The organism is Methylobacterium sp. J-048, assembly GCF_022829515.1.
In the GTDB taxonomy this organism is placed as follows: Bacteria; Pseudomonadota; Alphaproteobacteria; order Rhizobiales; family Beijerinckiaceae; genus Methylobacterium.
On sequence record NZ_JAKSYL010000074.1, the window covers coordinates 30,811 to 57,500 of the forward strand.

Here is a 26,690-nt window from a genome sequence, read left to right on the forward strand (position 1 = left end):
GGCTCCTGATACGGCGCCGGGCCCGGTCTGCAAAGGCGAACAAAGGGAGAGTTCGCGCGGACGCGCGAACCGGGCGGTCACGCTCGCGTTAGCTCCGGACAAGGAGATCCGGACAGATGACCCGCACGATCACGATCCTCGGCCTCTCGGCCCTGCTGCCGATGCTGGCCGCGACGGCCGCTGCGGCGCAGTCCCAGACCGGAACCGGCGGAGGACCGACCTCGACGGTCACGGCGCCGCACACCTCGCCCGTGGGGCGCACCATGCCGCCGGTCTCCGGCGCCGGCGAGGCCACCCCGAACGATCGCCGCAACCGCACCCGCGAGCAGATCCAGGACGACAAGATCTCCCAGGGCATTTGCATCGGCTGCAGCCCGAAGTAGCGGGGAGGTCGTCGCCCTGCCTCGACGGCTAGAATATTCCCATCTCACTGGATGATAGAGGCCTTTCAAAAACTCCCTCTGCGCCGTCCCGTGCAGAGGGAAGCTTTCGCTGAACCTCCGTTTCGCGAGGCGCTCCGAGATCAGACGCCCGGACCTTGGCTCACGACGATCTCGTATGTGTCATTCCCGACTGGAACGGTGATGACATACGCCTTGACCTGACCGGCATCGCCGGCGGGCGGCCTCATCTGCAATTGGCCGCCGACCCACTTGGCTCACCGTATTCCATCATGGCGGTCTGTCTATTCACCCGCCGCCGGGACGCGTAGAATTTTCGCGACGTCGTAGGTCTCGGTCACCTTCTTGGGATCGGTCTTCGCTGTTGTGCGCCGATTGAGGATCCAGAGACCGCCGAGCGAGCCAGCCAATATCAAGGCCGGCAGCACGAACAAGACGAAGATATCGACGCCGGTCATGCCTCGTACCTCGCAAGGAGCCAGCCCCGTCCGAAAAGATGGACCCCGCATGCGGCGGCAAACCACAGCAGAATGGACGCTACATATATGGCACCGGCCTCATGCTGCACCAAGAGTTCGCGCGCCCGCGCCGCCGGAGCTATGACGCCAGCGACCGCGACCGCAATGCTGATATTATTCAGCCACGTTGCGGTGAGCTTTTCGGCTTCTTGCTTCGCGCTCATTCGGGCAGGCTGCTGAAATCGTATCCCGACATGACCTGGCTCACGACACTCTGAACATCGTCGATGAATTTATGCCTGTCGGGCGGGCTCAGATCGCGTGTCGAGCTAAGTACATTTTGAATGTGTTTGTTTGTGTTTCCGATATAGTCCTGTGCAGCCTTTCGGCTACCTTCTTTCATGGCCAAATTTGCCAGGATGTGGGTCACAAGAATTTTCAGTGCAGCAATTTCCGCTTCTTGCGAAACCATCAATGTGCCCCCTCGGAAACCTCGCGGTGGCACCGGTCTCGATGACTCGCAAGCCAGCTTTTCAAGGAGTGCGGAAAAGCATCTCGGAGGGACGTAAAGGACTCATCCCTTGCCTGCATTTGCGCGAAAGCGCCCGGCATGCGGACAATCGCTTCCGTCATGCTGGCTTTCGGGCGGCTCCCCAGCTGTTTCGCGCCGTGAATCATCATTGCTGAGTCATAGCGCCGAAAAAAAGCGGCCTGCAATCTGGTCGCCGCTTACCCTCGACCCAACCGGTCGCACGCGCCTCTCCCTCACCCGAGGTGGGAGGGGATAAAGCGCGTTTCGGGCATCAGCTATCAACTCGGCTCAATGAGGCTGGCCAGGATCACCGCAACGCGAGTTCGTCCTCGCTCTCGCGGGCGAGGCGGAGCAGGTTCTGGCCGTAATTGGTCTTGGCAAACATCTCGCCGCGGGCGATCAGCTGGTCGCGGGTGATGAAGTTCTGCAGGAAGGCGATCTCCTCCAGGCAGGCCACCTGGAGACCCTGGCGGTTCTGCAGGGTGCGTACGAACTCGCTCGCCTCCAGCAGGCTATCATGGGTCCCGGTGTCGAGCCAGGCATAGCCGCGCGACATCCGCTCCACGTAGAGCTGGCCGCGCTCGAGATAGGCCTCGTTGACGCTGGTGATCTCCAGCTCGCCCCGGGCCGAGGGCTTCACGGCGGCGGCGATGTCGAGCACTTGGTTGTCGTAGAAGTACAGGCCGGTCACCGCCCAGGTCGATTCCGGGTTCTGCGGCTTCTCGACGATCTTGGTCGGCCGCCCGGTCTTGTCGAGATTGACCACGCCGTAGGCCTGCGGGTTGTCGACATGGTAGGCGAACACCGTCGCGCCGTCCTTGCGGGCGCGCGCCTGGTTCAGCAGCTCGCGCATGCCGGCGCCGAAGAACAGGTTGTCGCCCAGGATCAGCGCGACATCGTCGGTGCCGACGAAATCGCGCCCGATCACGAAGGCCTGGGCGAGGCCCTCCGGCCGCGGCTGCACCGCGTAGGTGAATTGCAGGCCGAACTGCTCGCCGGTGCCGAACAGGCGCTTGTAGTTGTCGAGATGCTCCGGCGAGGAAATGATCAGGATCTCGCGGATGCCGGCGAGCATCAGCACCGAGATCGGGTAGTAGATCATCGGCTTGTCGTAGACCGGCAGCAGCTGCTTGTTGATCGACAGCGTCGCCGGATGCAGGCGCGTGCCGGATCCGCCGGCCAGAACGATGCCCTTCATGGCTTGGAAGCTCCCTCTCGAACCGGCCCCACGAGCCGGTCCAGGATGTCGTCGAGCGCCGCCTGCCAGGGCCGGGGCGCGAGGCCGTAGGCCGCGGTCAGGCTGTCGGTGGACAGGCGCGAATTGGCTGGCCGCCGGGCCGGTGTCGGATAGGCGGAGGTCGGGATGCCGTTCACCGGGATCGACCGGCCGCCGCGCCGGGCAGACCCCGCCACGATCGCCTCGGCGAAGCCGTGCCAGGTTGTGGCGCCGGCATTGACGCAATGGAACGTCCCGGTGGGCGCAGCCGGATCCTCGGCAAGCCGCCGGGCGATGGTCGCCAGCGCGGCGGCGAGGTCAGCGGCGGAGGTTGGGCAGCCGTGCTGGTCGTCGACCACCGTCAGGGCGTCGCGCTCGCCGGCCAGCCGCAGCATCGTCTTGACGAAGTTGCCCCGGTGCGGGCTCACCACCCAGGCGGTGCGCACGATCGCGTGGCGCGGGTTGGCACTGCGCACGGCGAGTTCGCCCGCGGCCTTGCTGGCGCCGTAGACGCTCTGCGGGTCGATCGGCTCGTCCGGCGCGTAGGCCCCCTCGGGCTTCGTGCCGGCGAAGACGTAGTCGGTCGAGACGTGCACGAGCGGGATTTTTTTTTGGGCCGTGGCGGCCGCCAGGATCGCCGTGGCGAGGGCGTTGAGGCGCCAGGCCTCGACCACGTCGGACTCGGCCTTGTCGACGGCGGTGTAGGCGGCGGTGTTGATCACCGCCCGGTAAGCGCGCGCGTCCAGGGTCCGGGCGACGGCGCCCGGATCGGTGATGTCGAGTTCTGCCCGGCTCGGCGCGTGCACCGCCACGCCGGCGGGCCAAGCCAGGGCCTGCAGCTCGGTGCCGACCTGTCCGCCGCCGCCGAGGACCAGGATGTCCATCAGCTTGTCAGCCCGAGGCGCTCGCCCGTGTAGCGGCCCTCGCGGATCGGGCGCCACCAGCTCTCGTTGTTGAGGTACCAGGCCACGGTCTCTTCGAGCGCCTGCTCGAAGGTCTTCTGCGGCCGCCAGCCGAGCTCGGTCTCGGCCTTGGTGCAGTCGATGGCGTAGCGCCGGTCATGGCCCGGCCGGTCGGTGACGAAGCTGATCAGCTTCTCGTGGGGGCCGTGCTCCGGCCGCAACCGGTCGAAGGCCGCGCACAGCGCCTTTACCACCGCGAGGTTGTTGCGCACGGCGCGGCCGCCGAGCAGGTAGGTGTTGCCGATGCGGCCGCGCTCCAGCACCGCGACCAGGCCCTTGGCGTGGTCCTCGACATGGATCCAGTCGCGCTCGTTCAGGCCGTCGCCGTAGACCGGCAGCTTCTTGCCCTCGAGGGCGTTGAGGATCATCAGTGGGATCAGCTTTTCCGGGAAGTGCCGCGGCCCATAATTGTTCGAGCAGTTGGTCACCAGCACCGGCAGCCCGTAGGTCTCGTGCCAGGCCCGCGCCAGGTGATCGGAGGCGGCCTTCGAGGCCGAGTAGGGCGAGCGCGGATCGTAGCGGCTGTCCTCGGTGAAGAACGCCCCCGGGGGCAGCGAGCCGTAGACCTCGTCGGTGGAGACGTGCAGGAACCGGAAGGTTTCTTTGTCCGCCTCCGGCAGGGCTTCGTAGTAGCCCCGGGCGCCGTCCAGCATGGTCTGGGTGCCGATCACATTGGTGCGCACGAACGCGCCCGGATCGGTGATCGAGCGGTCGACATGGCTCTCGGCGGCCAGATGCATCACCGCCTGCGGCTTGAAACCGGCGATGGCGGCCTGCACGGCGGCGCGGTCGCAGATATCCGCTTCGACCAACCGGTGGCGTGGGTTGTCGGCCAGGGACGCCAAAGAAATCGGGTTGGCCGCGTAGGTCATCGCGTCGAGGGTGCAGACCTCGTGGCCGAGATCGTTGACGAGGTGCAGCACCAACGCCGAGCCGATGAAGCCGCAGCCTCCGGTCACGAGAATGCGCATGGCGGGTCCCCTTCGGATCGATCGCGTCTGGAAATGAGCGGCCGGGAGCTAAAGACCGCCCGGCGTGACGAAAATACGGCCCGGCCGCTTGGCGGCCGAAAACATCGGTTCAGAACACCGTTCAGAAGACCTGGCCGAGCGCGGCGAGCCGGGGGGCGCGACGGTCCTTGTCGGACAGGATCGCGGCCGCGCCGGATACCGGCCACGGGATCCCGATCTCGGGATCGTCCCAGGCCAAAGCTCGGTCGTGCTCCGGGCTGTAATAGGCGTCGACCTTGTAGGCGACCATGACGTCCGGGGTCAGGGTGCAGAAGCCGTGGGCGAAGCCGTGCGGGATGTAGAGCTGCTCGCCGTTCTCGGCATCGAGCGTCACGGCGACGTACTGGCCGAAGGTCGGCGAGGCGCTGCGGATATCGACCGCGACGTCGAGGATCGCGCCCTGGAGCACCCGAATCAGCTTGGCCTGGGCCTGCGGGGCGATCTGGAAATGCAAGCCGCGGATCGTGCCCTGCGGGGCCGAGAACGACTGGTTGTCCTGCACGAACGGCGTGGTGATCCCGGCCTTGGCCATCACGTCGGCCCGAAACGTCTCGGAGAACCAGCCGCGGCTGTCGCCGAAGCGCTTCAGCTTGATGCGCTTCACGTCCGGAATTTCGGTGTCGATCACGTCCATGCCAGCGCGTCCCTCCCCGCGGATGTCGGCGGCCAGCCCCGCAGACATCTCCGCCCCGGTCGTCCAGGGCATCGCGCCCGCCGCGCCGAGAACAACCTCGATGATCGACCCGCGACTTCCGGTCATTCGCCGGCCGTGTCAAGGCGTGCTGCCTGCGGGGATGTTCGCCCGGGCGGTTTTCGCAAGGATTGGTCTTGAGTTATGGGGCGCCGATGACGGGTGGACCGGTCGAGTCCCTGCTGCGCGACCTCTTGGCCGACCCGGCCTGCGCCTGGAGCCTCGGCGCCTACGGGGCGGTGGCTGCCTTCTCCCGGGATCCGGCTGAGCCGGTGGCGGTCCGCGATGACGGGCGGATCGGGCTGGCGACGGCGCGCGGCGCGGTTGCGCTCGCTGCGACGGCGGACCTCGTGCCCTTCGCCTACGAGACCGGTTTTACCGGCGGCTGGAGCCAGGCGGTTGCATTGTGCCTGCCGGAGACGGCCTGCGCCATGGGCCGGCGCGACGTGCTGACCGAACTCGGGCCGGATGCGACGGCCGCGCGAGCGCTGGATCGCGGGGCGATCCTGTTCGATCTCGGCCTCGGGCTCCGGGCGGTCGATGCCTGCGTCCGGGTGGCCGATCCCGGCCTGATCAATGATCTGCGGGCCGCCGCCGGCCGGCCGATCTTCGCCCCCGGCAATCCGGTCGGCCCCATGCTCGTCGCGGCGAGCCCCCACCGGGTGTTCCTGGCCCGGTTCGGCCGGATCGAAGTGTACACACCAATCCCGCGCGAAGGCGGCGCGAGCGCCCCCGGGCCGCATACCCACATCCTGCCAAAGCTCCTGCGGCTCGGTCGGACGCACGCGGCGACCGCGCCCGTCCCCGCCGGACTGGTGCCCTGCGCGGCGCTTCATCCGGCGCATCCCGCCAAGGACGCGGCGGGCCGCCGGGCCGGCTTCGACGCCGCCCGCCACGCCGCCTTCGGGTATCTCCTCGACGCCTGGGGCGATCCGGTGCTGACCGCGCTCCGGCGCACGGTGCTGGCCGGCGGCGAGCCTGATCCGGCCCTAGCCGATGGACGCTTCGCCAGATCGGCGATCCGGGCGGCCCGAGCGCAGGTTTTGGCGATGCGTGACTGATCACCTCTACCGTCATTGCGAGCGCAGCGAAGCAACCTAGGGCAGCGCGCGATCCCAAGATGTGGCGCGTCCCTGGGTTGCTTCGCTGCGCTCGCAATGACGGTGGTGGCTGGTGTGAACCCTTCGACCGACCAACCTCCGTCAACCCAAAATGCTTTCAGCGAACCGGCGGCGGAGGGGGCGGCGCCAGCAGTGGGGCCAGCGCCGGGTGGTCGCCGGCGGCGATCCAGGCTCCGCCTTGCGGGTGGATCTGGGTGGCCGCGCTCAGGGCGCCCGCGCGGGCCTGGACCACGAGTTCGGCGAGGGAAAACGGGCCTTCGACCGTGTCCCGGTAGACGTAGAACTGAATGGCCGGCGGCGGCGGCGGCGGCGGGACGGGCGCGGCTGGGTTGGCGAGGCGGAACAGGACCTCGGTCGTGAAAGCTGACGGCTCGATCACGCGCTTGTCCACGGCCCGCAGGGCCGGCGGGTCGGACGGGTCGCGGTTGGCTTCCTCGGCGGGCACGTCGGTGAGGCTGCCCGGAATCGGCTTGGTCCAGGCCTCGATGTGCGCGAGCAACGCGTCGAACAGACGGTCGGGATCCCCCGGCAAGCCGCCGGCCTCGACGGCGCCTTGGCGCCAGCGGCGGCTCAGCGCGTCGGCCACGGCGTGGCCGATGCCGCCGACCCTCGCCTCGGCGTCGAAATTCACCGTCTCGCGCCGGGGCGCGTAGGCGCGCTTGGCGGTCCAGGCGAACAGGGCCGCCATCGCTAGGTTCTGGACCGGCGACAGGGCCGCTTCGGCCTCGGCGAGCTGGGCCGCGATCGCCGCGCGCTGGATCCGGTCGAACAGCTTGCGCCGCAGGGTCCGCTCCGAGCCGACGCTGCGCCAGTCACCCGGCTCGAAGGCGAAGCGCCACAGGCCGGTCTCGGGGGCGCGCTGGAGCAGGCCGAGGCAGACCGCGCGCAGGAACAGCGACAGGGTCTCGCGCAGGGCGTCCGATTCCTCGGCCGAGGGGGCGACCGGGTCCGGGAAGCGCAGATAGTCCTTGTGGTTGTGGAGCGGGATCGCGTCGAGCCGGTCGAGCTCCTGCGCGTAGGCGTTGCGCCAGTCGCGCCGCAGGGGGCCGAGCACGTCGAGCGGCACGCCGGACAGCTCGCAGTAGCAGACGATGCGGCCGCGCTGGCTCGATTCCAGGAAGCCGATCTCGCCGGCGCCGAGCACCGGCGGCAGGCTCGCCCGCAGGATCGGGCCGAACTCGGCCTGGAAGGCGCGCGAGCCCTCCACCGCCAGGATCGTCTTGAACTGGTCGCCGCCCGGGCTGAAGGCGTCGAACCGCGCGTAGATCCACGGCATGCAGCGCAGCAGCATCAGCTCCAGGGTCTCGCGCTGCCGGGCGGGGGGCAATTCGCGGAGCGCATCCAGCGCCGAGGGGATGCGAGCGCGGTGCGGCCCGAGCCGGCGCCGGGCCATGTCGCGCACGGCGTTGAGCAGGTCGGCGCGGGTCTCCTCCTCGCGCAGCAGGGCGAAGATCGCGCGCGACCCGCCATAGGCCCGGAACGCCTCGCGCGCCCAGGCCAGCTGCTCGGCCGGCGCGACGGCGATTTTTTCGGGCAGGTCGCCCGAGGGCAGGACCAGGAAGGTGCCGCCCGACGGGCGCTCGATGGCGTTGCGGATCTCGGCGATGTCGAGGCGCAGCTCGCGCATCAGCCGGCCGACATCCTCGTGGCCCTGGTTCAGGGCGCCGAGCAGGCCGTCGTAGCGGGCGGCCCCGGTCTCGGGGTCGCGCCCGGTCCGCGAGCCGAGCCTGGCCGAGACCCGGCGCAGCAGCTCGGCCGCCTCGCGGGCGGCCACCGACCGGATGCGCAGGACGCAGGAGCCGCGCAGATCCTCCCGGGCCTGCTCCAGGTAACGCTCGGCGTCGCGGCGATGGGAGAAGATCAGGCCGGGGCGGACTTGGTCGAGCCGGCTGAGCGAGGCGGAAAAATGCTCGGCCAGCATCTCGTCGGCGAGCCGCGCATAGGTGTCGGCGGCGGCGGTGAGGCGAGCGAGCGCCCCGCCGCTATCGGCCTCGATTAGGTCCTTCACCCCCTCGATCAGCGCGCGGGCATAGTCGAGGCCGCCGCGCTCCTGGTCGTCGAGCAGGCGGTAGAGGGCGGCCGGCAGCGCCCCGTCCTTGTCGGAGAGCCACGCCGCCTCGAGCTTGGCGCGCACGTCCAGCACCTCGGCGCCGCGGGGGCCGTAGGCCGCGCCCGAGCCGGTGCGGCCGAGGATGTCGTCGCGCAGGCGCTCGGCCTCCTTGCGCAGGTTCGGGGCCCAGTCCCGGGGGCTGGCGATCTCGGCCTTGATCGCGTCCACCGCCTCCTCGACGCCGAGCGCCACCGATTCCTGGATCGATGAGCCGTCCGCCCGCTGCAGCAGGGTGCCGACGAGGTCGTATTCGGGGATGCCGGGGGGCGCCGGGCGGAGCACCTTCGGGAAGGCCTCGAAGGCGGAAAAGCGCAGGGCGAGGCGGTCGGCGGCGAAGCGGTCGCGCTCCTCGACCGTGGGGATGTGGCGCTCCGCCAGACGTTCCCCTTGCCCGCGGGCGACGCCGAAGAACGCCTCGACCATGCCGAGACCGGCCCGGGCGGCGTGCTCCTCGAATTCGAGGCTGCCGCGGGTGGCGAGCACGGCCTGGCCGAGCGCCGAGTAGTTGAGGGAGAACAGGGCGGCCCGGCCGGCGCGGTCCGGGCTCGGCGGCGCCCATTTGCGCATCTTGTGCTGGGTCAGGTTGACCCCCGTCGAGCGCTTGCGGCCGGAGAATTCGGAATTGCCGAAATCCTCGAACAGCACGTCGGCCATCATGTCGTAGAGGTCGCCGATCGCGCCGGTGCGCTGGTCGGCGAGGTTCTGGGTGTCGAACAGGTAGACGTCGCTGAACGGCCGCTCGACCCCGCGGGCGACCCGGGCGTGGTCGCCCCAGCTCTCGACATAGGGCGGCTCCGGATTGCCGCGCATGGCGTATTCCAGCTCGGACAGGGTCGCGACGCCGTTGGCGAAGACCCGGTCCTTGTTGGCTCCGACATAGCCCGAGGGCAGGACTAGGAAGAGGTCGACCGCGTCGGGGCGCTTGGGCGTCTCCAGCGACGCGATCGCGTAGCCGGCATCGATCACCGCCCCCGAGCCGGTGCCGCCGGCCACCGACGCCACCACGACGACGCGCAGGTCCGTGGAGGTGTCGAGGCCGAGCGCGCGCAGCTGCGCCTCGTTCGAGACGTTGGCCAGCACCGAGCCGGCCTTGGCGGTGAGCCGGTCCTGGAAGTTGCGAACCTCGTCGAAGAACAGCAGCCGCGCGATGGCCCGGATCTGCCCGGCGCCCTTCGAGGCGTCGATGCGCGAGAGGTCCCGGGCGGGGAGCCAGGAATCGATATGCGGGTAGCTGCGCCGCTCGGCCTGGTAGCGGGCGAGGTTGACCGCCTTCTGCAGGGTCTCTCCCTCGCGGAACGCGACCTTGGCCGAGAGCGCGTCGGTGGCCGCCGCCCGGCCGGCCTCGCGGGCCTCCAGGGTGTCGGTGTCGAAATACAGGAAGGACGCGGCCGGGAACTGGTCGAGGGCGCTGATTCGCGTCCCGTTCCAGTCGGCCTGGAGGATGCGGCGGCGCAGGCGCAGCAGCACCTCCATGCCGGTGCCGCCGAGCGCCACGAACACGGTCGGGCGGACTTTCAGGAGTGTCTCGGTCTCGGAGGCGGGCCGGGCGTCAGCCATGGTCTCAGCGCCTCCGGTCGGGTGCGCGCAGGAACAGCACCAGGGCGGCGCCGAACAGCACGAGGCAGAGGGCGAAGCCGGCGGCGAGCCCGGCCCAAGCCTGCCACAGCCGCCCGACCGTGGCGCTGACCAGGATCGCGGCTGTGAGCATCAGCGCCGAGAACAGCATCCAGCTGGCGCCGTCGGCGGCGTCGAGCGTGGCGCGGCGGTTGATCAGGTGGGCGCGCACCCCCTGGCGGACGAACAGGAACAGCACCGCCAGAACCACCAGGGCGGCGGCGCCGAGCGCGAGTTCCGTGGTGGTCGGCCCCCGTTCGAGGGTGCTGAACGGATTCGCCCCGGTGCTGGTCCCGGAAGGCGGCGCGGTCTGGAGCGGATCGGCCTGCGGAGCCGGGTTCTGCGGGGCCGGGATGGTGAAATCCTGCCCGGTCCGGGCCTGGACGCGGACGATCCCAAGAGGCCCGACGCGATCGATCGACAAGAAAATCATGCGCCGGGTCCGGGCTCCTGAAGGCGGGTGGTGCGGGCCGGCCCCCACAGCCCCGCCCGCACCTGCCAGCGGCTGCCGTCGGGGGCGCGCAGGGTCTGGGGGCGGTAGGGCCGCAGGCTCACCCGCTTCGGGACGGCGCCGAGCATCACGGTCTGCACCCGCGCCCGGGCGAGCGCGAGGGCCCCGAGCCCGGCCGCGCCGGCGAGCGCCAGGGCACCGGAGGCGGCGGCGATCAGCGGCCAGGGCGAGAACGCCGCCTCGATCCGCACCGGCAGGCTCACCGAAGCTTCCGAGACGCCGCGATAGTCGCGGAACAGGCCGGGCAGCCGGCCCTCCACCGCACGCGCATCCTCAACCGCCCCGCCCATCTGGTCCCCGGACAACAACCCGCTGCCGAAGATCGGCCGCACCCGGTCCAGGAAGGCCGGATCCAGCGCCAGGCGCAAGTCCGCCAGCCGCAGGGTGAGGGTTCCATCCACGGTGCGCCCGTCGGAGAGCAGCCCGGCGAGGCCGGCGGGACGCGGGATCGGCGGCAGGGTCAGCACCACGGCGAGCGGGCCGCTCTCGGCCTGGGGCGCCAGGTCGGGGATCTCCGCGGGCGAGACCGCCGCCTGCACCAATCCGGCCACGGTGCCGACCTCGCTCCAGCTCAAGGCCAGACGGGCCGCGGCGACCCGCTGCGGATAAAGGCCGTTGTGCAGATGCGCGGTAAGCCGGAGGGCGGTGCCGGCGGACGCGTCCGCCCCGCTCACCACCAGGACGCCGTTCTCCAGGCCGGCCTGCAAGCCGCCGGTATCGAGCCGGTCGAAGCGCAGGGTCAAGCCGCCAGCGAGCACCGGCTTCAGGCTCACCGGTGGATGGCTGAACAGGGCCTTGAGGCCGGGCGCGGTCACGGCGGATTCGAGGGCCCGGCCGCCGGCCGCGCCGTAGCCGATGCCGTAGACGACGAAGCCGCCCTCGGAGAAGTTGCGACCTTTGAGGGGCATCCGTACCGGGTAGGCGACGATCCGGCTGATCGCCTCGGACTCGCGCAGGGCGGCGTAGAACGCGGCGGTGTTACGCTCGACCTCGGCGCTGTTGCCTGGGCTGTTCTTGTTGTTGGTGACCATCCAGATCACCCCGTCCCGGCCGCGCAGGCCGGTGCGGATCGCGCCGAGCAGCGCACCGTTGAAATCGGCGTCCGCATAGGCGGCGCTACCGGCCTTGCGCGGCAGGTCGATCGAAGCGATCGCCGCCCGGACCCGCGCGGCCTCATACGCACCCTCGTACAGGATGCGCGGCGAGGGTCGGCCAGGGACCTGCCCGTCCTGGTCGAAGGTCGCCACGGCGATGTCGCCCCCCGGAACCCGGGCCGCCGCCGCCAGGGCCTCCACCAGCGGCCGGAACTGCGAGCCCTCCGCGGTTAGGAACGGCTCCATCCAGCCGGAATCCTGCACCAGAAACACCTGCCGCACCGGCGCCTCGGCCCAGGCGTGGCCGCCGAGCAGGAGAACGAGGGCCAGCACGGACCTCAGGACGGCGCTCATGCCGCACGCAGCCGCAGGGCGTGGCAGCGGCATTCCGACCGGCTCCACAGGTAGAGCACCCCGTCGTGCAGCAGCGCCCGCGCATCGCCGATCCGCGAGACCGCGAGACCCACCGGCAGGCGGCGCAGGCCGGCCCCGTGGGCGTGGTGGAGGACGTGGCCGGTCACCGGCGCCGGCAGGCCCGCGCCGCGCAAAAAACCGCCGCGCGGGCCGGGAATGTCGAGGGCGAGCAGGATCGTGTCGCGGGCCAGCGCCAGAAGGGGCAGCAGCAGGTTGCCGGCATGGGCGCCGAGGTTGAGCACCTCCTCGGCCGCCTGCCACGGCACGTCGAACCGCTCCGCGCCGGAATAGGTGCCGGGCCCGGCCGCGAGATGCGGCCCGTCGAGACGGTTCAGGGCCGGATCCGCAGTCAGCGCGGCGACGTGGTAGCGGCCCTCCGTCATGCCGAGCTGATGGTGCAGGTCGGCGCGGTCGCGCCACGGAGCCTGGGCGATGATCGGCGCGAAGCCCGCGGGCCAGGGGGTGACTCTGGTCTCGTCGCCGAGGGTCCGGCAGGCGACGAACCCGTCCGGGCTCGTCCAAAAGCAGTCGCCCAGGCGGTTGGTCCAGGGTCCGGCGAAATCCGCATCGGGGGCGGTGCGGCCGAGATCGCGCAGGTCGAAGGCGTTCGACTCGGCGTCTTTCCGGCAGAACACGAGACGCCCGTCCCGCTCGCCCAGGACGAGGAGGTCGCCGCGACGCCAGCACGGGGCCGACAGGAAGCGCAGACCCGGCGCCTTGGCCTCGGCATGGACGAGGCGGGGCCCGAGCTGGGGCAGGATCACGCTGACCAGCGTCTCGGCGGTGGCGTAGGCAAGGCCCCGGCGGCCCGCCGTCAGGCCGGCGCCCACCGGATCGGGCGGCAGCCGCCCGAGCCCGACGAACCTGTGGCCGTCCCAGCCCTCGAACGCGCCGAGGTTCTGCAGGAACAGGTAGAGCGCGGCCGGGTGCCCGGCCCGCACCAGCGCGGGCACGCCGCTCGGCAGCGGCACCTCGGCGACGCTGTCCAGATCGATATCGAGGATGTCCGGGGTCGGCGCGGGGACCGGCGGCCCCAAGGGCGTGCCGGTCTGGGGCGAGCACGCGAAGGCAGCCGGGAACGCCCGGCCGTGCTGGTCTCGCCGGATGCCCAGATGGGCGATCCGGGCATCGTCAGCGGGGATTACAATTCCCCCAACCTCGGCCGCGATGGGCCGCCCCCCTGCGAACCGCCAGTGCTGGCGCCCGGGCAGGCTCGTCACGCGCAAGTCCGGATCGATCGGCCAAAAACCCTCCGGGGCGGCGCGGGCGAGCGGCGATGGATCGTCCAGACTCAAGGGCACCGGTCCAGGGGCGGGAAGGCGACGGGGATCGTTCCCGATTTTTGGCGGGATGGGAAGGGTGTGGGCGACGGGATGGCCCAACCGTTGACGCGCGCGCTCCCTCCCCCCCCTGCGGGCTATCGGATTCACACATCCCCGAATGTGGCGCGGGTCCCCTCTCCCACACGGGAGAGGGGGCGCGTGGCGGCTTTCGCAAGCCGATGTGTGAATATCGTAGCCTCTGCGGGGGAGGGAGAAGCGCGTCTGCCACCCCTCACGGAATGCCGATCATCTTGTGCGTCTGCAGCGACAGGCGCCAGCGGGCGTCCTGGCGGCAATAGGCGATGGCGGCCTGGGTGCTGGCGCCCTGCTCCGGGCCGTCCATCGGCTGGAGGAAGCGGTGCCGGAAGGCGAGGCCGACGAAATCCGCCGGGTCGGCATCGGCCTGGGGATAGACCAGCTTCAATTCGTGGCCGCTCGTCTGCGCCAGGGGATTGGCGCCCTTGGGGCTGACGCAGATCCAGTCGATCCCCGGAGGCGCCGGCAGCGTGCCGTTGGTCTCGATGGCGATTTCGAACCCATGCCCGTGCACCGCTTCGATCAGGGGCGTGTCGAGCTGGAGCAGCGGCTCGCCGCCGGTGAAGACCACGTAGCGGCACTCCGGCCCGCCGGCCCAGGTCCGGGCGATGGCGTCCGCCAGGGCAGCGGCATCCGCGAAGCGGCCGCCGCCCTCCCCGTCCAGGCCGACGAAATCGGTGTCGCAGAACCGGCACGCCGCCGCGGCGCGATCCGCCTCGCGCCCGGACCAGAGGTTGCAGCCTGCGAATCGGCAGAACACCGCCGCGCGTCCCGCCTGGGCGCCCTCCCCCTGAAGGGTGTGGAAGATCTCCTTGACCGCGTAAGCCACCGCTGTTCCCGAAACCTCTTCGCCTGACCGCCCGCCCGCACATAAGCGGCGCGCGGCCTGTGGACTACCGACGAGAGTGCCGCGCAGACCCGCGGTTGTGTCCCGCCTTGCTCTTGCCACGGTAGCGACGTTGATGCCGTGATGCAGCACGACGACCGCCCCCGGCGGTCCGGGCTGCGCGAATCCCGGCCGGCCGGCCGGAAGACCGGTGCCTCGCGGCGCCGACCGTGGCGATCCTCTGACGAGTCGGGCTCGAATGTCCTCTTCTCTCCTCCGGCGCGTGACCGTCGGATTCGCGGCGTTGACGGGTCTTCTCGGCACGGGCCTGATCGGGATCCAGGCCGCCAATGCCGTGACGTCGCCGATCCTCGTGGTCGATGTCGATTCCGGCAAGGTGATCTATTCCCAGGCCCCGACCGATCCCTGGTATCCGGCCTCGATCACCAAGCTGATGACCACCTACGTCGCCCTGGATCTGGTGCGGCAGGGCAAGGTCTCGCTGGATTCGATGATCACGATCTCGGCGGCGGCAGCCTCCGAGCCGCCCTCCAAGATGGGCTTCAGGCCGGGCACGCAGCTGACCCTCGACAACGCCCTCAAGATCATCATGGTCAAGTCGGCCAACGACATCGCCTACGCGATCGGCGAGAGCCTCGGCGGCTCGATCGAGAACTTCGCCGACCTGATGAACGAGACCGCGCAGCGGATCGGCATGCGCGACAGCCGCTGGACCAACCCCAACGGCCTGCCCGACCCGCGCCAGTGGACCTCGGCCCGCGACATGGCGGTGCTGGCCCGGGCGCTGATCCGCGACTTCCCGGATTCCCACGACCTGTTCTCGATCTCGGCGATCCAGTTCGGCCGCGCCGTCATGGCCAACCACAACGGCCTGCTCGGGCGCTATCCCGGCGCCGACGGCATGAAGACCGGCTTCATCTGCTCGGGCGGCTTCAACGTCGTCGCCACCGCCTCGCGCAACGGCCGCCGGGTCATCACCATCGTGATGGGCCAGCCGAGCCCGCGCGAGCGCGACGTGAAGGCCGCCGACCTGTTCGACTACGCCTTCACCCAGAGCGCCGGCTGGACCAGCCCGACCCTCGACGCCCTGCCGGCCTCGTCCCTCGGCGCGCCGCCGGACATCCGCCCCTACGTCTGCGGCGGCAAGAAGCCCCCGCCGATCGACGACGGCGCCGGCGCGGTCAGCGCCCCCGGCTCGGCGGCGCAACTGATCGGCGGCGCGGCGGCGAATTCCCCGGCGCTCGCCATGGCTGCTTTCTCCAGCCCGGCTCTGCGCGCCCGCACGCTGCCGCCCCGGGCACCGCTCCAGCCGATCGCGGTCTGGATCGGTCGCAACCCGGCCGAGGGCCAGCAGATCCTGGAGGCCCAGGAAAACGCCCAGAAGAGTGCGGCCGCCAACACGCGGGCCGCCAAGCTCGAAGCCGCCAAGGCCAAGCGCGAAGCGGCGTTGCAGGCCGCCAAGCAGGCCCGCGAGGCCCGTCTGGAGCAGGCCAAGGCCGCCAACGCCGCGAAGGCTGCGGCCAAGCCGGCTTCGAAGGTCGCCGCGAAGCCGGCCCACGGCCTGCCGCACAGCGCCAGCGCCTACACCTCCGTGGAGACGCCGGGCATGCCGGAAGCCAAGCCCGGCAAGGGTCTGTCGAAGCCCGCCGCCAAGCCGGCTGCCCACAAGGCGCCGGCCAAGCCGGAAGCCCGGAAGGCCGAGGTGAAGAAGGCGCAAGCCAAGAAGGCGGCGGCCGACGAGTAGCGGCCTCCGGCAGCGCGCTCCGGCGCGTTGCCCCGGGCGGTAAAAAACCCCATCTCGACGGTCATGTCCCTGACCGCCTCGCCCGCCCCGGATCCGCGCCGCCCGGAGCCGATCCCGCTCACCGTGCTCACCGGCTTCCTGGGAGCCGGCAAGACCACGCTGCTGAACCGGCTGCTGCGCGATCCGGCGCTCGCCGACACGGTGGTGATCGTCAACGAGTTCGGCGAGATCGGCCTCGACCATCTGTTGATCGAGACCATTGACGAGGACATGGTCCTGCTCGGTGCCGGCTGCCTGTGCTGCACGGTGCGGGGCGACCTGATCGCCACCCTCGAGGACCTGCTGCGCAAGCGCGACAACGGCCGGATCAAGCCGTTCCGCCGGGTGGTGATCGAGACCACCGGGCTCGCCGACCCGGCGCCGATCCTGCACGCGCTGATCTACCACCCCTATCTCGTGCTCCGGTACCGCCTGCAGGCCGTGGTGACGGTGGTGGATGCACTCACCGGCGCCGCCTCGCTGGACGCCCACCCGGAGGCCGTGCGCCAGGCCGCGGTGGCCGACCGGATCGTCCTGACCAAGGCGGATCTGGCGGGCGACACTGCCGCGATCCGCGCGCGCCTCGCCGCCCTCAACCCGGCAGCGCCGATCCTGCCTCCGGACGCCCCCGCGGAAGATTTGCTCGGCGGCCTGTTCGGCCTCGACGGCAAGGGCGCCGACGTGCGCGCCTGGCTCGGCGACGAGGCCCTGGCGCAGGAGCACCACCACCGCGGCGACGTGAACCGCCACGATGCGGCGATCCAGGCCGTGTGTCTGACCAGCGCCGCGCCGGTGCCGCGCCCGGCCTTCGAGATGTTCATGGACCTGCTGCGCTCCGGCCATGGCCCGAAGCTGCTCCGGCTCAAGGGCATCGTGGCGCTGGCCGACGACCCAGAGCACCCGATCGTGGTGCACGGGGTCCAGCACGTGTTCCACGCCCCCCTGACCCTGCCGGCCTGGCCCGATCCCGACCACACCTCGCGGCTCGTGCTGATCCTGCGCGACCTCGATCCGGCCTTCGTCCAGCGCCTCTGGGACGCCTTCCTGGGCCGCCCGCGGGTGGACGCGCCCGACGCGGCGGCCCTCACCCACAACCCGCTGGCGATCCCGGGGGGCTGAGCGGCCGGGCGGCACCGTCCTTGAAGCCATCGACCCGAACGGCGCCTCCGGGGCGCCCCCGCGTCCCGGAATGGGACGGTTGGTCGAGGGATCGGGACAGGCGATGGCGCGACGCTTCACCGTGATACAGGGCGGCCTCACCGTGACGGCGATCCGCCTGCCCGCGCCGGACCGACCCCACCCCGCGCTCACCCTGGCCTGGAGCCGGGACGTGCAGGCCGGCACCGGAACCGCCGCGCCGCTCGATGCCGCCGAGGCGATCGACCGGGCGATCCGCTCCCGCCTCGCGGCCCTGGGCCGCCCGGTCCGGAGCGTCGGCGCGGTGGCTGCCCCCGCCCGGGCAGTCGATCGCCCCCGTCGGACGCGGGCGATCCCGGCGGACATGTTTCTCGGCGTGCGGCCCGAGGGCTGGGCGCCGCCGGCCGTGTCCGTCCCGGTCTTCGATGACCGTGCGCCCGTCATCGCCGCACCCTCCGAGCCGGTTCGGGTCGGGATGGCCGGCCGCCTCTCCGCCCGCAGCGGCGCCCTGCGGCTGGCGCTCCTGCGCCGGGTCGATGCGATCGCGGTCGGCCTGCTCAACCTCGGCGCCGGCCCGGTGGCCTGGCGCCGGGCGCGGGGCTGAGCCGGGCCGTCAATCCGCCGCGTGTCGGGCCGGCCGTCGCGGCCCTAGCTGATCGTCATGGCGCGCGACACCCTCCACGGCCTCCGGCCCGCACCCCGCCGGGCGAAAGCACCCGCAGCGCTCCCATCCCCCGGCGCGGCCGAGCGGGTCGAGGCCGTGATGACGCGCTTGGCCGAGGCCGATCCGGACCCGAAGGCGGGGTTCGACGACACCGATCCGTTCCGGCTGCTGGTCACCGTGCTGCTCTCGGCCCAATCCACCGGGCCGACGGTGGCGCGCATCGCCGACGCGCTGTTCGCTCGGGTCCAGGATCCGGTCGGGATGCGGGCGCTGGGCGAGGCGGCGATCACCGAGATCATCCGGCCGGTGGGGCTCGGGCCGTCGAAGGCGCGCAACATCGTCAAGCTGTCGACCGCCCTCATCGAGACGTCTGGCGGCGCGGTGCCGCGCAGTTCGGTCGAGATGCGCCGCCTGCCCGGCATCGGCCGGAAGAGCGCCGAGGTGACGGCGAACTTCGCCTTCCACGAGCCGGTGATCGCGGTGGACACCCACGTGTTCCGGGTCTCGAACCGGATCCCGCTGGCGCAAGGCGCCACGGTGGACGCGGTGGCCGACGGCCTCGCCCTCGCAGTGCCGGAGCGCTTCAAGGACGGCGCCCATGTCTGGCTGTTCCGGCACGGGCGCGACACCTGCACGGCCCGGAAGCCCGCCTGCACACGCTGCCCGGTCTCGGACCTGTGCACGTGGCCCGGCAAGGCGACCTGAACCGGCCTACTCGTCCTCGCCGAAGCGGTTGGCCAGCAGGGCCTCGATGCCGTCGAGGCAGGCCTGCGCGTCCGGCCCCACCGCCGTGACGGCGATGCGGGTGCCCATGGCCGCGCCCAGCGTCAGCAGGCCCATGATCGAGCGGCCGCCGACCGTCTCGCCGGCCCGGGTGACGGTCACCACGGCGTCGAAGCGTTCGACGGTCTGGACGAACTTCGCCGAGGCGCGGGCGTGGAGGCCGCGCCGGTTGATGATCGGCAGCATCCGCAAGAAGCCGCCCTCCGGCACCTCGGGATCGTCATCCGTTTCGAAAAGCTCGTCCATCGCCCTTCGCGGTTCCCGTCCCATTGCCGGCTGATCGCGCCGCTTGCTTCGACACCTAAGCAGACTTGCGCCGGCCGGCCAACGGATCTTCGGCCGAGGTGTTTGAGGCGATGGGGATTTTGAAGGTGAAACGGTGCCGCGGCGTCGTTCAAAGCGATCCGGTCATGGATCGATTGTGTCGAACGGTCGACGAAGGAAGGTGATCGGTATGTGCGCATCTCCCTCCCCTCTGCGGGCAATCGTCTTCACACATCCCCGAAACTGACGCGGGTCCCTCTCCCGTGCGGGAGAGGGACAGGGTGAGGGACGTGCCCTATCCGGAGAGACCTGGTCCCTCACCCCCTCTTCCGCACGGGAGAGGGGGCACGTAGCGGCTTTCGCAAGCTGATGTGTGAACATCAAAGCCTCCGCGTGGGCTCCCGAAGGAGGTCGGGAGCGGAGAACGCCGTATCCAGAGAGAATGCGACGATCGCCACATCCACGATCGTTGCGCTGCCCCCCTCCCGACCCGGCCTAACGGCCGGCCCACCCTCCCCCCGAAGAGGCGAGGGATGGTGCGCGTCAGGCTTCGATCGTCAAATCCAGAAGCGCGAGCCGGAAAGCCCCTACCACTCGTACTCCGCCCCGACGCCCAGGCTGGTGCGCCCGTCGCTCCCGGCCTCGCCCTTCAGCTTGATCCGCCGTGTGACGTCGAAATCCACGCCCACGGCGGTGTCGGTGGGCTTGGCTCCGGCCTTCACGCCGACGCTGACCCGGTCCGAGATGTAGCGCGAGGCGCCCAGCGCCGGTCCGCCGCTGGCGCCGGTGGAGACGTCGAGGCTGTCGAGCCCCAGGCCTTTGCGGGCCTGCTCGAACACGTCCGGCCCGGCGGCCCCGCCCGAGAGCTGCGCCACCGCCTGCGCGAGCTGCAGGGCCTGGAACGGCGACAGGCCGCCGGCCGCCTTCTTGAACAGCAGGCGCGATAGGATCTCGTCCTGCGGTAGCACCGGATCGGAGGTCAGGCTGAATTGCGGCGCGTCCGCGTAGCCGCTCACCGCCACCCGGGCGGTGACGTCGCCGGCCTTGGTCTCGGCGGCGAAGTCGAGCTCCGGCGTGGCCAGGCTGCCCGCGAAGGTCAGGTTGCCGCGGCTGAAATCGAGGCGCTGGCCGACAAGTTGGAACACCCCGCGGCGCAGGCCGAACCCGCCGACCGCGTTCGGTGCCGCCGAGGTGCCGGTGACCCGGAGCGACCCGCCGAGTTCGGCGTCGATCCCACGCCCGCGCACGAAGATGCGGCTCGGCGCGTCGATCCGCACGTCGAGGGTGGCGTCGAACGGCACGGCGGGTTTCTTGGATCTTTTCCCGGGCGCAGTCGCCGCTTTCCGGTCGGCCCGCTGCGCCAGGCGGGCCCGCGCCTCGGGCGGCGTGTTGACGTGGCGCACCCCCGGCAGCGGCTTGACCGTGGCGGGCAGCCGGTCGGGCACGGCCACGTCGATCGATACGACGTCGACCCGGCCGGTGATGCGCGGCGTCCGGGCCAGCGGGCCGGCCAGGTTGAGATCGACGCTCGACACCGCGGTCATCAGCGGGCTGGAGATCAGCTCCGCCTTGTCGGCGGTGACGTGGAACTGGCCGGGGAAATCCGGCTCCAGGGCGACGCGCCCGGTGACCGAAAGGCGTCCGCCGTTGCGGGCTGACGCAGTCAGCCGCTCGACCACGAGGCTGTCGCCTCGGCCGGTCACGCGGCCATCGATATCGGTGAGCCGGATTCCGTTGAGCGGATCGGTGAAGCTGCCGGCGGTCAGCTCCGCCGAGCCCTGGGCCCGGGGCGCTGCCAGGGTGCCGGTGACGCCGCCATCGATGGCGATCCGCCCGGTGACGCTCTGACCGCTGACGCTCAGCAACGTGTTGGCGAGCGACGCATCGAGGGTGCCGCGGGCGCGCAGGTTCAGCGGCCCGCCCGCCTCCACCGGCAGTGAGCCCGCCACCGTCAGGGCGACGCCCTTCCCGGCCGTTACCCGGCCGTCGAGGCTCGCCTGCCCGTCCGACAGGGTGCCCTTGGCGCTGGCATCCACCGGCGGCAGGCCGGCCTGGCGGGTCTGCGGTGCCACCAGATTGGAGACGGTGAGCGCGTAATGGCCCTCCGGTCTCGTGCTGGGGCCGTGCAGGTCCGCGTCGCCGTCCAGCGTGCCCGACAGGGCGAGGTCGGGTGCGGCGATCCGGGCGAGCGACAGGGGCAGCGCCCGGATCGCCACTCTCAGGTCGAGATCCCGGCCGGCCCGGCCCGCGACCGTGACGCGGCCCGAGCCCGCCGCGATCGACAGACCGTCGATCACCGCGCCGCCATCGCGCAGGGTCACGGCGGCCGGCCCGGTCAGGGCGAAGCGGTCGTTGCCGCGAGCGGCCGAGAGGCGCTGGATCTCGATGCGCGTGTCGTCGGCCGGCACGAGACGGACGGCGCCGTCGAGGGTGAAGCCGCGCGCCTTGGCGGCGAGCGTCACGTCGCTGCCCGCCGGGCTCCCGATCGCGGAGAGCCGGACCGTATCGATCTGCTGGCCGGCGGCCAGCAGCCGGTCGGCATCGAGGCGCCCGTCGAGGACCGGATGGGCGCGCAGGTCGCTGCCCTTCAGGTCGGCGTCGAGGCGGTTGAGGCCGTAGGCGCCGTAGCGCAGGGCGGCGCCGGTCGCCCGGATCGCGGCGTCCTGGCGGCCGCCGTCGCGGGCGAGGGCCACCGAGGCGTCGAGTTGCCCGGCCATGAGCTCGGGGGCGAGCGGTGAGATGTCGGCGAGATTGGCCGCCTTCACGGACAGCATTCCGGCCGACAGCCACGTCTCGGCCGCCACGACGGCGTTGCCCGAGACGGCCACCGAGCCGAGGTTGAGGTCGAGCCGGTCGAGCACCCAGTCGGGTCCGGCCTTCGCCACATGGGCGCCGCCGCGCAGGGCCTTGCCGGCGATCTCGCCGGAGAGTTTCAGGGTCCCGTCCGGCGCCAGCAGGGCGTCGGTGAGGACCGCCTCCGCCCGCAGGTCGCGGATCGGTTTCCCGTCCGCGGTCGCGGCGGGCGCCGAGACGGTCGCGGCGAGTTGCGGATGCTCCAGGGAGCCGGTCATGTGCGCGTCGATGCCGGCGCGCCCGGTCAGGCGGCCGTCGAGGTCGGCGAGGCTCTTGAGGTCGATGCGCCCGGTGACATCCGCGGTTGCCGAGGTCGCCTCGCCCTGCAGGGTCGCGGTCAGGCCGGAGCCCTCCAGGCGCAGATGGTCGAAGCCGTAGCCGTCATAGGATTGCGACACCCGGCCCTGGATCGTCGGCGCGCGGCCGAGCACTCGGTCGGCCGCCGCGATCCCGGTGGCGAGGCCGGCACTGCTGACGGTGAGGTCGGCGGCCAGAGCCTTCCGGGCCGGATCGCCGCTGAGCCGCGCCTTGGCATCGAGGCTGCCGGCGAGCCCGCGCCCGGCGAGGCCGGAGAACACCGCCAGGTCCGGGAGGACCGCATCGACCGTGCCTGTGAGGGTGTTCTGCCCGACCCGTCCGGCGTAGCTCGCCTTCGCGGTGTCGGAGTCGACCCGGAGGCTCGAAACGTCGATCACCCCGTCCGGCCCGGAGGCGGCCCGCAGGGTCAGCTGCACGCGGCTGCCCAGCGCCCGGCGCAGAGCGGGGTCGGCCAGCCGCAGGCCATCGACCTTGCCGTCTGCCGTGATCGCAAAACGCTGGGCGGACGGGTCGCCCTGGGGCTCGACCCCGAGGCGCGCCTCGATCCGGTCCAGCGTGGAATCCCGGCTGCGCAGGCCGGCCGCGTCGAGATTGCCCCGCACCGTCGGCGCGGTGAGCGGTCCCTTCACGCTGCCGTCGAAAACAAGTTTGTCGATCTCGGCTTCGCCGGCCTTGGTCACGGCGCCCTCGGTGGGCAGCGCCCGGGCCTGGAGGGTCAGGTCGGCGACCCGGTCCTTGGTCAGGCTGCCGCCGGCGGCGAGCCGCGCGGTGTGCGAGGTCAGCTCCAGCCGGTCGATCCGGAAGGCGCCGCTATCCGCGAAAGCGAAGCCGCCGTCGAGCTTGGTCGTGCCGGCGAAGACCGACGCGGCCGGACCCGGCACGAGGCCCTCGATTCGCGCAGCGAGATCCAGGGCGAGCCGGCGCTCGGCGCCGATCCGGGAGATTTTGGCCCCGCCCTTGGCGCCGATATCCGGGCCGGCGGCGAAATCGAGATGGGCGTTCCAGGCGTCCAGCGTGCCGGTGCCGGCCAGATCGAAATCGATCGGCGGCGTGCCCGGAACATTGGCCGCCTTGGAGAGCAGGCCGCCGGCTGGCTCGACGAGGTTGGCCCGCAGCTCCAGTTTGTCGCCCTGCGGCACGTAGACGAGGGAGAGCAGGAAGCGGCCGGCGGCGTCGAGGCGCTGGGCCCGGGCCTGCAGGTCGAGCCCCTCGCTGGCGGCACCGAGCTTGGCCTTGCCCTCGGCCGAGAGCCGGGCCGGCTGGCCGGCCACGGCCTCGCCCAGCACCAGCTCGGCCAGCTTGAACCCCTTGATCTCGACCTTCACGGGAAGGTCGGGCAGCAGCTTGCCGTCCGGCTTGGCTTCCGGCGGGGTCGGACCGGGGATCGGCCGACGCAACACCTCGATCCGTCCGATCTCCAGGCTGTCCACCTCAAGCCGCCCCGACAGCAGCGCCAGGCGCCGCCAGACGATCCGCGCGCGGTCGAGCTTCAGCCAGACGCCGTCGCGGTCGCTCACCGCCACGTCGCGGATCGTGGCGTCGGAGGACAGCGCGCCATCGATCGCGCCGATCGCCACCCGCGACGACGGCGTCGACAATGCCCGGGACAAGAGGCCGCCGAGCACGGATTTGTCCGCGTCGTCGGCGTGGGTCGGGGTGGCGATGGGAAGCAGACCGGTGACGAGAAGCGCGAGGCAGGCCAGGACGAGCGCGACTTTCGTGCGCTTCCTGCGGGCCACGAGACACACGAATTCGTTCGTGAAGGTTGCGCCGCGCCCCCTCTCCCGTGCGGGAGAGGGTTGGGGTGAGGAACCAGGATTTTCCGGAGAGGTCGCATCCCTCACCCTGTCCCTCTCCCGCACGGGAGAGGGGACCTGCGTCGAACTCATCAATGTATGAGCCCGATGGCCGTCGCTCAGCAGGCGCGAGGATGGAATGCCGCCGGATTGTTCGTCTGGCCGATTGCCGTCTCGACCGAACCCGACCCCACCCAAAACGGAGGGAGAGACCCGAAGCGCCAGCAGCGTCCCAAAAAAACCAGCCATTCAGAACGCCTGCCCCAGGCTGAGATACAGGACGGCCGGGCGGACATGGCCGCCCTTGTAGGGGTCGAGCGGGAAGGCGAGATCCGCGCGGATCGGGCCGATGCCGGTGTAGTAGCGCAGGCCGATGCCCACCGATTTCCGGATCTTCTCATCGAAATCCGGCAGGGCCGAGGCGAAGGCGGTGCCCGCGTCGAAGAACGGCACCACCCCGATCGTGTCGGTGATCTTGATCCGCGCCTCCAGCGAGGCTTCGAGCAGGCTGCGGCCGCCGATCGGTAGGTTGAACGGGCCAATCGGCCCGAGCGTCCGATACGGATAGCCGCGCACCGAGCCGCCGCCACCCGCGAAGAAACGGAAATTGTCCGGGATGTCCCCAAGCGGCGCGCCCGAGACCGAGCCGAACCCGACCCGCCCGGCCAGGATGTACCGGGATTCGTCGTCGAGCGAATAATAAGTCGAGCCCTGCGCCTTCGCGACGACGATTCCCGGCGACGAGATCGCCCCGGGATAGGCGGCCAGCGACGCGATCGCCCGGAACCCCTTGGTCGGGTCGAGCAGGCTGTCGGTGGAATCGTAGGTTACGGAAGCCGGCACGCCGATCAACCGGTAATTCACCGTGCCGAGCGCGTCTTTCGAGCGCCCTCCTTGAGCGTCCAGCCCGATCTGGGCCGAGAACGTATCCGAGAACCGGTGCCGGATCGCCGCCGAGACCCCGCCGCCATCCACCAGATAGCTCTGCTGGACCTCGCGGGTGATGAAGGCGTTGGCCAGGAAGTCGTTGCGGGTGCCGCCGAGCGCCGGCTGGACATAGGTCGCCGACAGCCGGCCGCCGAGGCCGTTGGTTCCGATCCCGGCGATCTTGCGCTGGGTCGCGAACGGGTCGTTGCCCAACCCGAGGTAGTAGATGTCGGCATCGAGCCGGAACGTCTCGCCGCCGCCGAACAGGTTGCGGTTGGCGTAGTAGGCGCGCACGCCCGGCCCGTCGACTGTGGAGTACCGCGCGGAGATGCCGACGAGATTGCGCTCGCGCTCGCTCAATTCGGCGAAGAGCGGCAGGTTTCCGTCGGCATCGAGCGCCGTCCCTTCGCGGACCCGCGCGGCTCCGATCGCCTCGATGCGCGTCAGCGACTTGCGGATCGCCGCCACCGCCTGGGGCGAATACGGGTCCCCCGGCTCGGCATAGATGAACGACCGGATCGTCGCCGGGTCGATCCCCGGCGCCCCGTTGACCGCCACCGGCCCCAGTCCGGCCAGCGGGCCGGGCTCGACCGTGAAGGTCACGTCCATGACATGGGCGGTGTCGTCCACCACCGGATCGCGGGCCACCACCTTGGCGAAGGGGTGCCCCTGCGCCCGGAACTGGTCGACGATCCGGGCTTCCCGGGCCAGCACCGTGGCCGACCGGGCCGGGACGTCGTCATCCACCCGGGTAAACCGCTCGGGCAGAACGTCTTCCGGGAATGGTCGGCCGGCGACATCGCGCACGGCGATCCGGCGCAGGGTGTAGAGCGGCCCGAGATCGACCGCGATCCGCACTGGGACCAGGCCCCGATTGCGCCAGCGTTCTGCGGCGCCGACCGCGGCTGCGGCACCGGCCTGCCCCGCGACCGGAACGGCGTCGATCCGGATCGCCGCAGTGCCCTGATAATACCCGTAGCCGGACAGGACATCGGCGAGCTTCGGCAGGTCGGTCTCGGCCCGGCGCAGGAGCCCCTCCCCGTCCGGCGGCGGATCCTGGCGCAGGCGGTAGAGGGTCGAGATATCCTGGAGCGCCTGCAGCACGTCGGAATCGTCCGTGCCGGTGATGCGCACGGCATACGGCAGGGCGGTCGGGCTGGGCGCGGGCGGCTCGGGCTCCGAACCGAACAGGCCGAACAGGTCGAAGGCGCGCGCCGGCACGGACGGAAGCGCGGCGAAAATCGGAATGGAGGCAGCGGCCACGAGCACCAGGCGCGGCGGCGCACGATGCGCACCGGTCATGATCGATCGACCTGGGCGATGGAACACGCGCAAAACGCGGTCTTCAGCTCCCATCGCGGTGGGCTGCGCCGCTCGCTCCAAAGCTCATTGATCCCCCCGACGCCCTGCAGCGTATCCCACGTCACCTTAACGGTCAGGGCACAACAGGCCAACAGCGCACCGGCGCAAGACCGGGGATGACGCTGTCGCACCGGCTGCCGCCAAGCCGCGAGGCGGCGTCGACGCTCTCAAACCGGGTTGGGCTCTACGCGCCAAGCCCGCTCGACCCGGTCTCACGCCTCCGAAACCGGCGGCTGCCTCTCGGCACGAGATCGGAGATAGGCCATGACGACGATGAGGCGCTGGGACATGACCGGCTTCGGCCGCTGGTCCCTTCGACTGGAGCAGGTACCGATTCCGGAACCGCTGCCCAGGCAAGTCCTGGTGAAGGCTGCGGCGGCTTCGTTGAATTACCGCGACAAGCTCGTGATCGAGCACGGAATGGGTCTGGTCCTCGGCTTCCCGTTCACCCCCGCCTCCGATCT

Annotated in this window: 21 protein-coding genes (1 of these 21 running past the window's edge); 7 read left to right on the forward strand and 14 right to left on the reverse strand. The window is 71.1% G+C overall.

Going from position 1 to position 26,690, the window contains the following annotated elements:
• Positions 1 to 116 precede the first annotated feature (116 nt).
• Entirely contained in the window at positions 117 to 383 is a 267-nt protein-coding gene (locus tag MKL09_RS04180; RefSeq protein WP_244018225.1) for a hypothetical protein, read from the forward strand.
• A 302-nt stretch (positions 384 to 685) separates the two neighbouring features.
• Here MKL09_RS04180 and MKL09_RS04185 read toward each other — a convergent pair whose 3' ends face one another.
• The 6 genes from MKL09_RS04185 to rfbC form a co-directional block, all read right to left on the reverse strand.
• Positions 686 to 859 (reverse strand): hypothetical protein, encoded by a 174-nt coding sequence (locus MKL09_RS04185; protein WP_244018227.1) that lies wholly within the window; start codon positions 857 to 859, stop codon positions 686 to 688.
• A gap of 220 nt (positions 860 to 1,079) precedes the next feature.
• The gene (locus MKL09_RS04190; protein WP_244018229.1) at positions 1,080 to 1,331 is read right to left on the reverse strand and encodes a hypothetical protein; all 252 of its coding nucleotides are present in this window, start codon (positions 1,329 to 1,331) and stop codon (positions 1,080 to 1,082) included.
• A gap of 367 nt (positions 1,332 to 1,698) precedes the next feature.
• Positions 1,699 to 2,589, reverse strand: coding sequence for a glucose-1-phosphate thymidylyltransferase RfbA (gene rfbA, locus MKL09_RS04195; RefSeq protein WP_244018231.1), 891 nt, complete (start codon positions 2,587 to 2,589; stop codon positions 1,699 to 1,701).
• Positions 2,586 to 3,491, reverse strand: coding sequence for a dTDP-4-dehydrorhamnose reductase (rfbD, locus tag MKL09_RS04200; RefSeq protein ID WP_244018233.1), 906 nt, complete (start codon positions 3,489 to 3,491; stop codon positions 2,586 to 2,588). Before rfbD ends, rfbA begins: the two co-directional genes overlap by 4 nt.
• Positions 3,491 to 4,540: a dTDP-glucose 4,6-dehydratase gene (rfbB, locus tag MKL09_RS04205; protein ID WP_244018235.1), complete on the reverse strand. Its 1,050-nt coding sequence runs from the start codon at positions 4,538 to 4,540 to the stop codon at positions 3,491 to 3,493. Before rfbB ends, rfbD begins: the two co-directional genes overlap by 1 nt.
• A gap of 121 nt (positions 4,541 to 4,661) precedes the next feature.
• On the reverse strand, positions 4,662 to 5,213 hold the full coding sequence (gene rfbC, locus MKL09_RS04210) for a dTDP-4-dehydrorhamnose 3,5-epimerase (protein ID WP_244018262.1): 552 nt from the start codon (positions 5,211 to 5,213) through the stop codon (positions 4,662 to 4,664).
• Between the two features lie 212 nt (positions 5,214 to 5,425).
• Here rfbC and MKL09_RS04215 point away from each other — a divergent pair, with 212 nt between their 5' ends.
• Entirely contained in the window at positions 5,426 to 6,331 is a 906-nt protein-coding gene (locus MKL09_RS04215; protein WP_244018237.1) for a DUF6925 family protein, read from the forward strand.
• A 157-nt stretch (positions 6,332 to 6,488) separates the two neighbouring features.
• On the opposite strand, the gene MKL09_RS04220 is transcribed toward MKL09_RS04215, so the two are convergent.
• The 5 genes from MKL09_RS04220 to queE all read right to left on the reverse strand — a co-directional run bounded on the left by MKL09_RS04220 (position 6,489) and on the right by queE (position 14,321).
• The gene (locus MKL09_RS04220) at positions 6,489 to 10,058 is read right to left on the reverse strand and encodes a tubulin-like doman-containing protein (protein ID WP_244018238.1); all 3,570 of its coding nucleotides are present in this window, start codon (positions 10,056 to 10,058) and stop codon (positions 6,489 to 6,491) included.
• A gap of 4 nt (positions 10,059 to 10,062) precedes the next feature.
• Positions 10,063 to 10,548, reverse strand: a complete 486-nt coding sequence (locus MKL09_RS04225) for a hypothetical protein (RefSeq protein ID WP_244018240.1) — start codon at positions 10,546 to 10,548, stop codon at positions 10,063 to 10,065.
• Entirely contained in the window at positions 10,545 to 12,074 is a 1,530-nt protein-coding gene (locus tag MKL09_RS04230) for a hypothetical protein (RefSeq protein WP_244018242.1), read from the reverse strand. The genes MKL09_RS04225 and MKL09_RS04230 overlap by 4 nt, the downstream gene beginning before the upstream one ends.
• Positions 12,071 to 13,429 carry a hypothetical protein gene (locus MKL09_RS04235; protein ID WP_244018244.1) on the reverse strand — a complete coding sequence of 453 codons (1,359 nt, stop codon included), beginning with the start codon at positions 13,427 to 13,429 and terminating at the stop codon, positions 12,071 to 12,073. Before MKL09_RS04235 ends, MKL09_RS04230 begins: the two co-directional genes overlap by 4 nt.
• Positions 13,430 to 13,688: 259 nt before the next feature.
• Complete coding sequence (gene queE / locus MKL09_RS04240; protein ID WP_244018246.1) at positions 13,689 to 14,321, reverse strand: 7-carboxy-7-deazaguanine synthase; 633 nt, start codon at positions 14,319 to 14,321, stop codon at positions 13,689 to 13,691.
• A gap of 256 nt (positions 14,322 to 14,577) precedes the next feature.
• Between queE and MKL09_RS04245 the strand changes: the two genes are divergently transcribed.
• The 4 genes from MKL09_RS04245 to nth all read left to right on the forward strand — a co-directional run bounded on the left by MKL09_RS04245 (position 14,578) and on the right by nth (position 18,628).
• The gene (locus MKL09_RS04245; protein ID WP_244018248.1) at positions 14,578 to 16,083 is read left to right on the forward strand and encodes a D-alanyl-D-alanine carboxypeptidase family protein; all 1,506 of its coding nucleotides are present in this window, start codon (positions 14,578 to 14,580) and stop codon (positions 16,081 to 16,083) included.
• Positions 16,084 to 16,146: 63 nt separating this feature from the next.
• Positions 16,147 to 17,241: a CobW family GTP-binding protein gene (locus MKL09_RS04250; RefSeq protein WP_244018250.1), complete on the forward strand. Its 1,095-nt coding sequence runs from the start codon at positions 16,147 to 16,149 to the stop codon at positions 17,239 to 17,241.
• A gap of 103 nt (positions 17,242 to 17,344) precedes the next feature.
• A complete protein-coding gene (locus tag MKL09_RS04255; RefSeq protein WP_244018252.1) occupies positions 17,345 to 17,863 on the forward strand; it encodes a hypothetical protein in 519 nt (172 codons plus the stop codon).
• A 57-nt stretch (positions 17,864 to 17,920) separates the two neighbouring features.
• Positions 17,921 to 18,628 (forward strand): endonuclease III domain-containing protein, encoded by a 708-nt coding sequence (gene nth / locus MKL09_RS04260; RefSeq protein WP_244018253.1) that lies wholly within the window; start codon positions 17,921 to 17,923, stop codon positions 18,626 to 18,628.
• 6 nt (positions 18,629 to 18,634) lie between these two features.
• On the opposite strand, the gene MKL09_RS04265 is transcribed toward nth, so the two are convergent.
• From MKL09_RS04265 to MKL09_RS04275, 3 genes are all read right to left on the reverse strand, one after another.
• A complete protein-coding gene (locus tag MKL09_RS04265; protein WP_244018255.1) occupies positions 18,635 to 18,952 on the reverse strand; it encodes an HPr family phosphocarrier protein in 318 nt (105 codons plus the stop codon).
• A gap of 605 nt (positions 18,953 to 19,557) precedes the next feature.
• Positions 19,558 to 23,880 (reverse strand): translocation/assembly module TamB domain-containing protein, encoded by a 4,323-nt coding sequence (locus MKL09_RS04270; RefSeq protein WP_409566899.1) that lies wholly within the window; start codon positions 23,878 to 23,880, stop codon positions 19,558 to 19,560.
• Between the two features lie 306 nt (positions 23,881 to 24,186).
• Entirely contained in the window at positions 24,187 to 26,166 is a 1,980-nt protein-coding gene (locus MKL09_RS04275) for an autotransporter assembly complex protein TamA (RefSeq protein WP_244018257.1), read from the reverse strand.
• 324 nt (positions 26,167 to 26,490) lie between these two features.
• Here MKL09_RS04275 and MKL09_RS04280 point away from each other — a divergent pair, with 324 nt between their 5' ends.
• A protein-coding gene (locus tag MKL09_RS04280; protein ID WP_244018258.1) for a zinc-dependent alcohol dehydrogenase family protein crosses the window boundary here: on the forward strand, positions 26,491 to 26,690 show its start. Its footprint extends 817 nt past the window's final position; 200 of the gene's 1,017 nt are visible here — the first part of the coding sequence; the start codon lies at positions 26,491 to 26,493; its stop codon lies beyond the right edge, outside the window.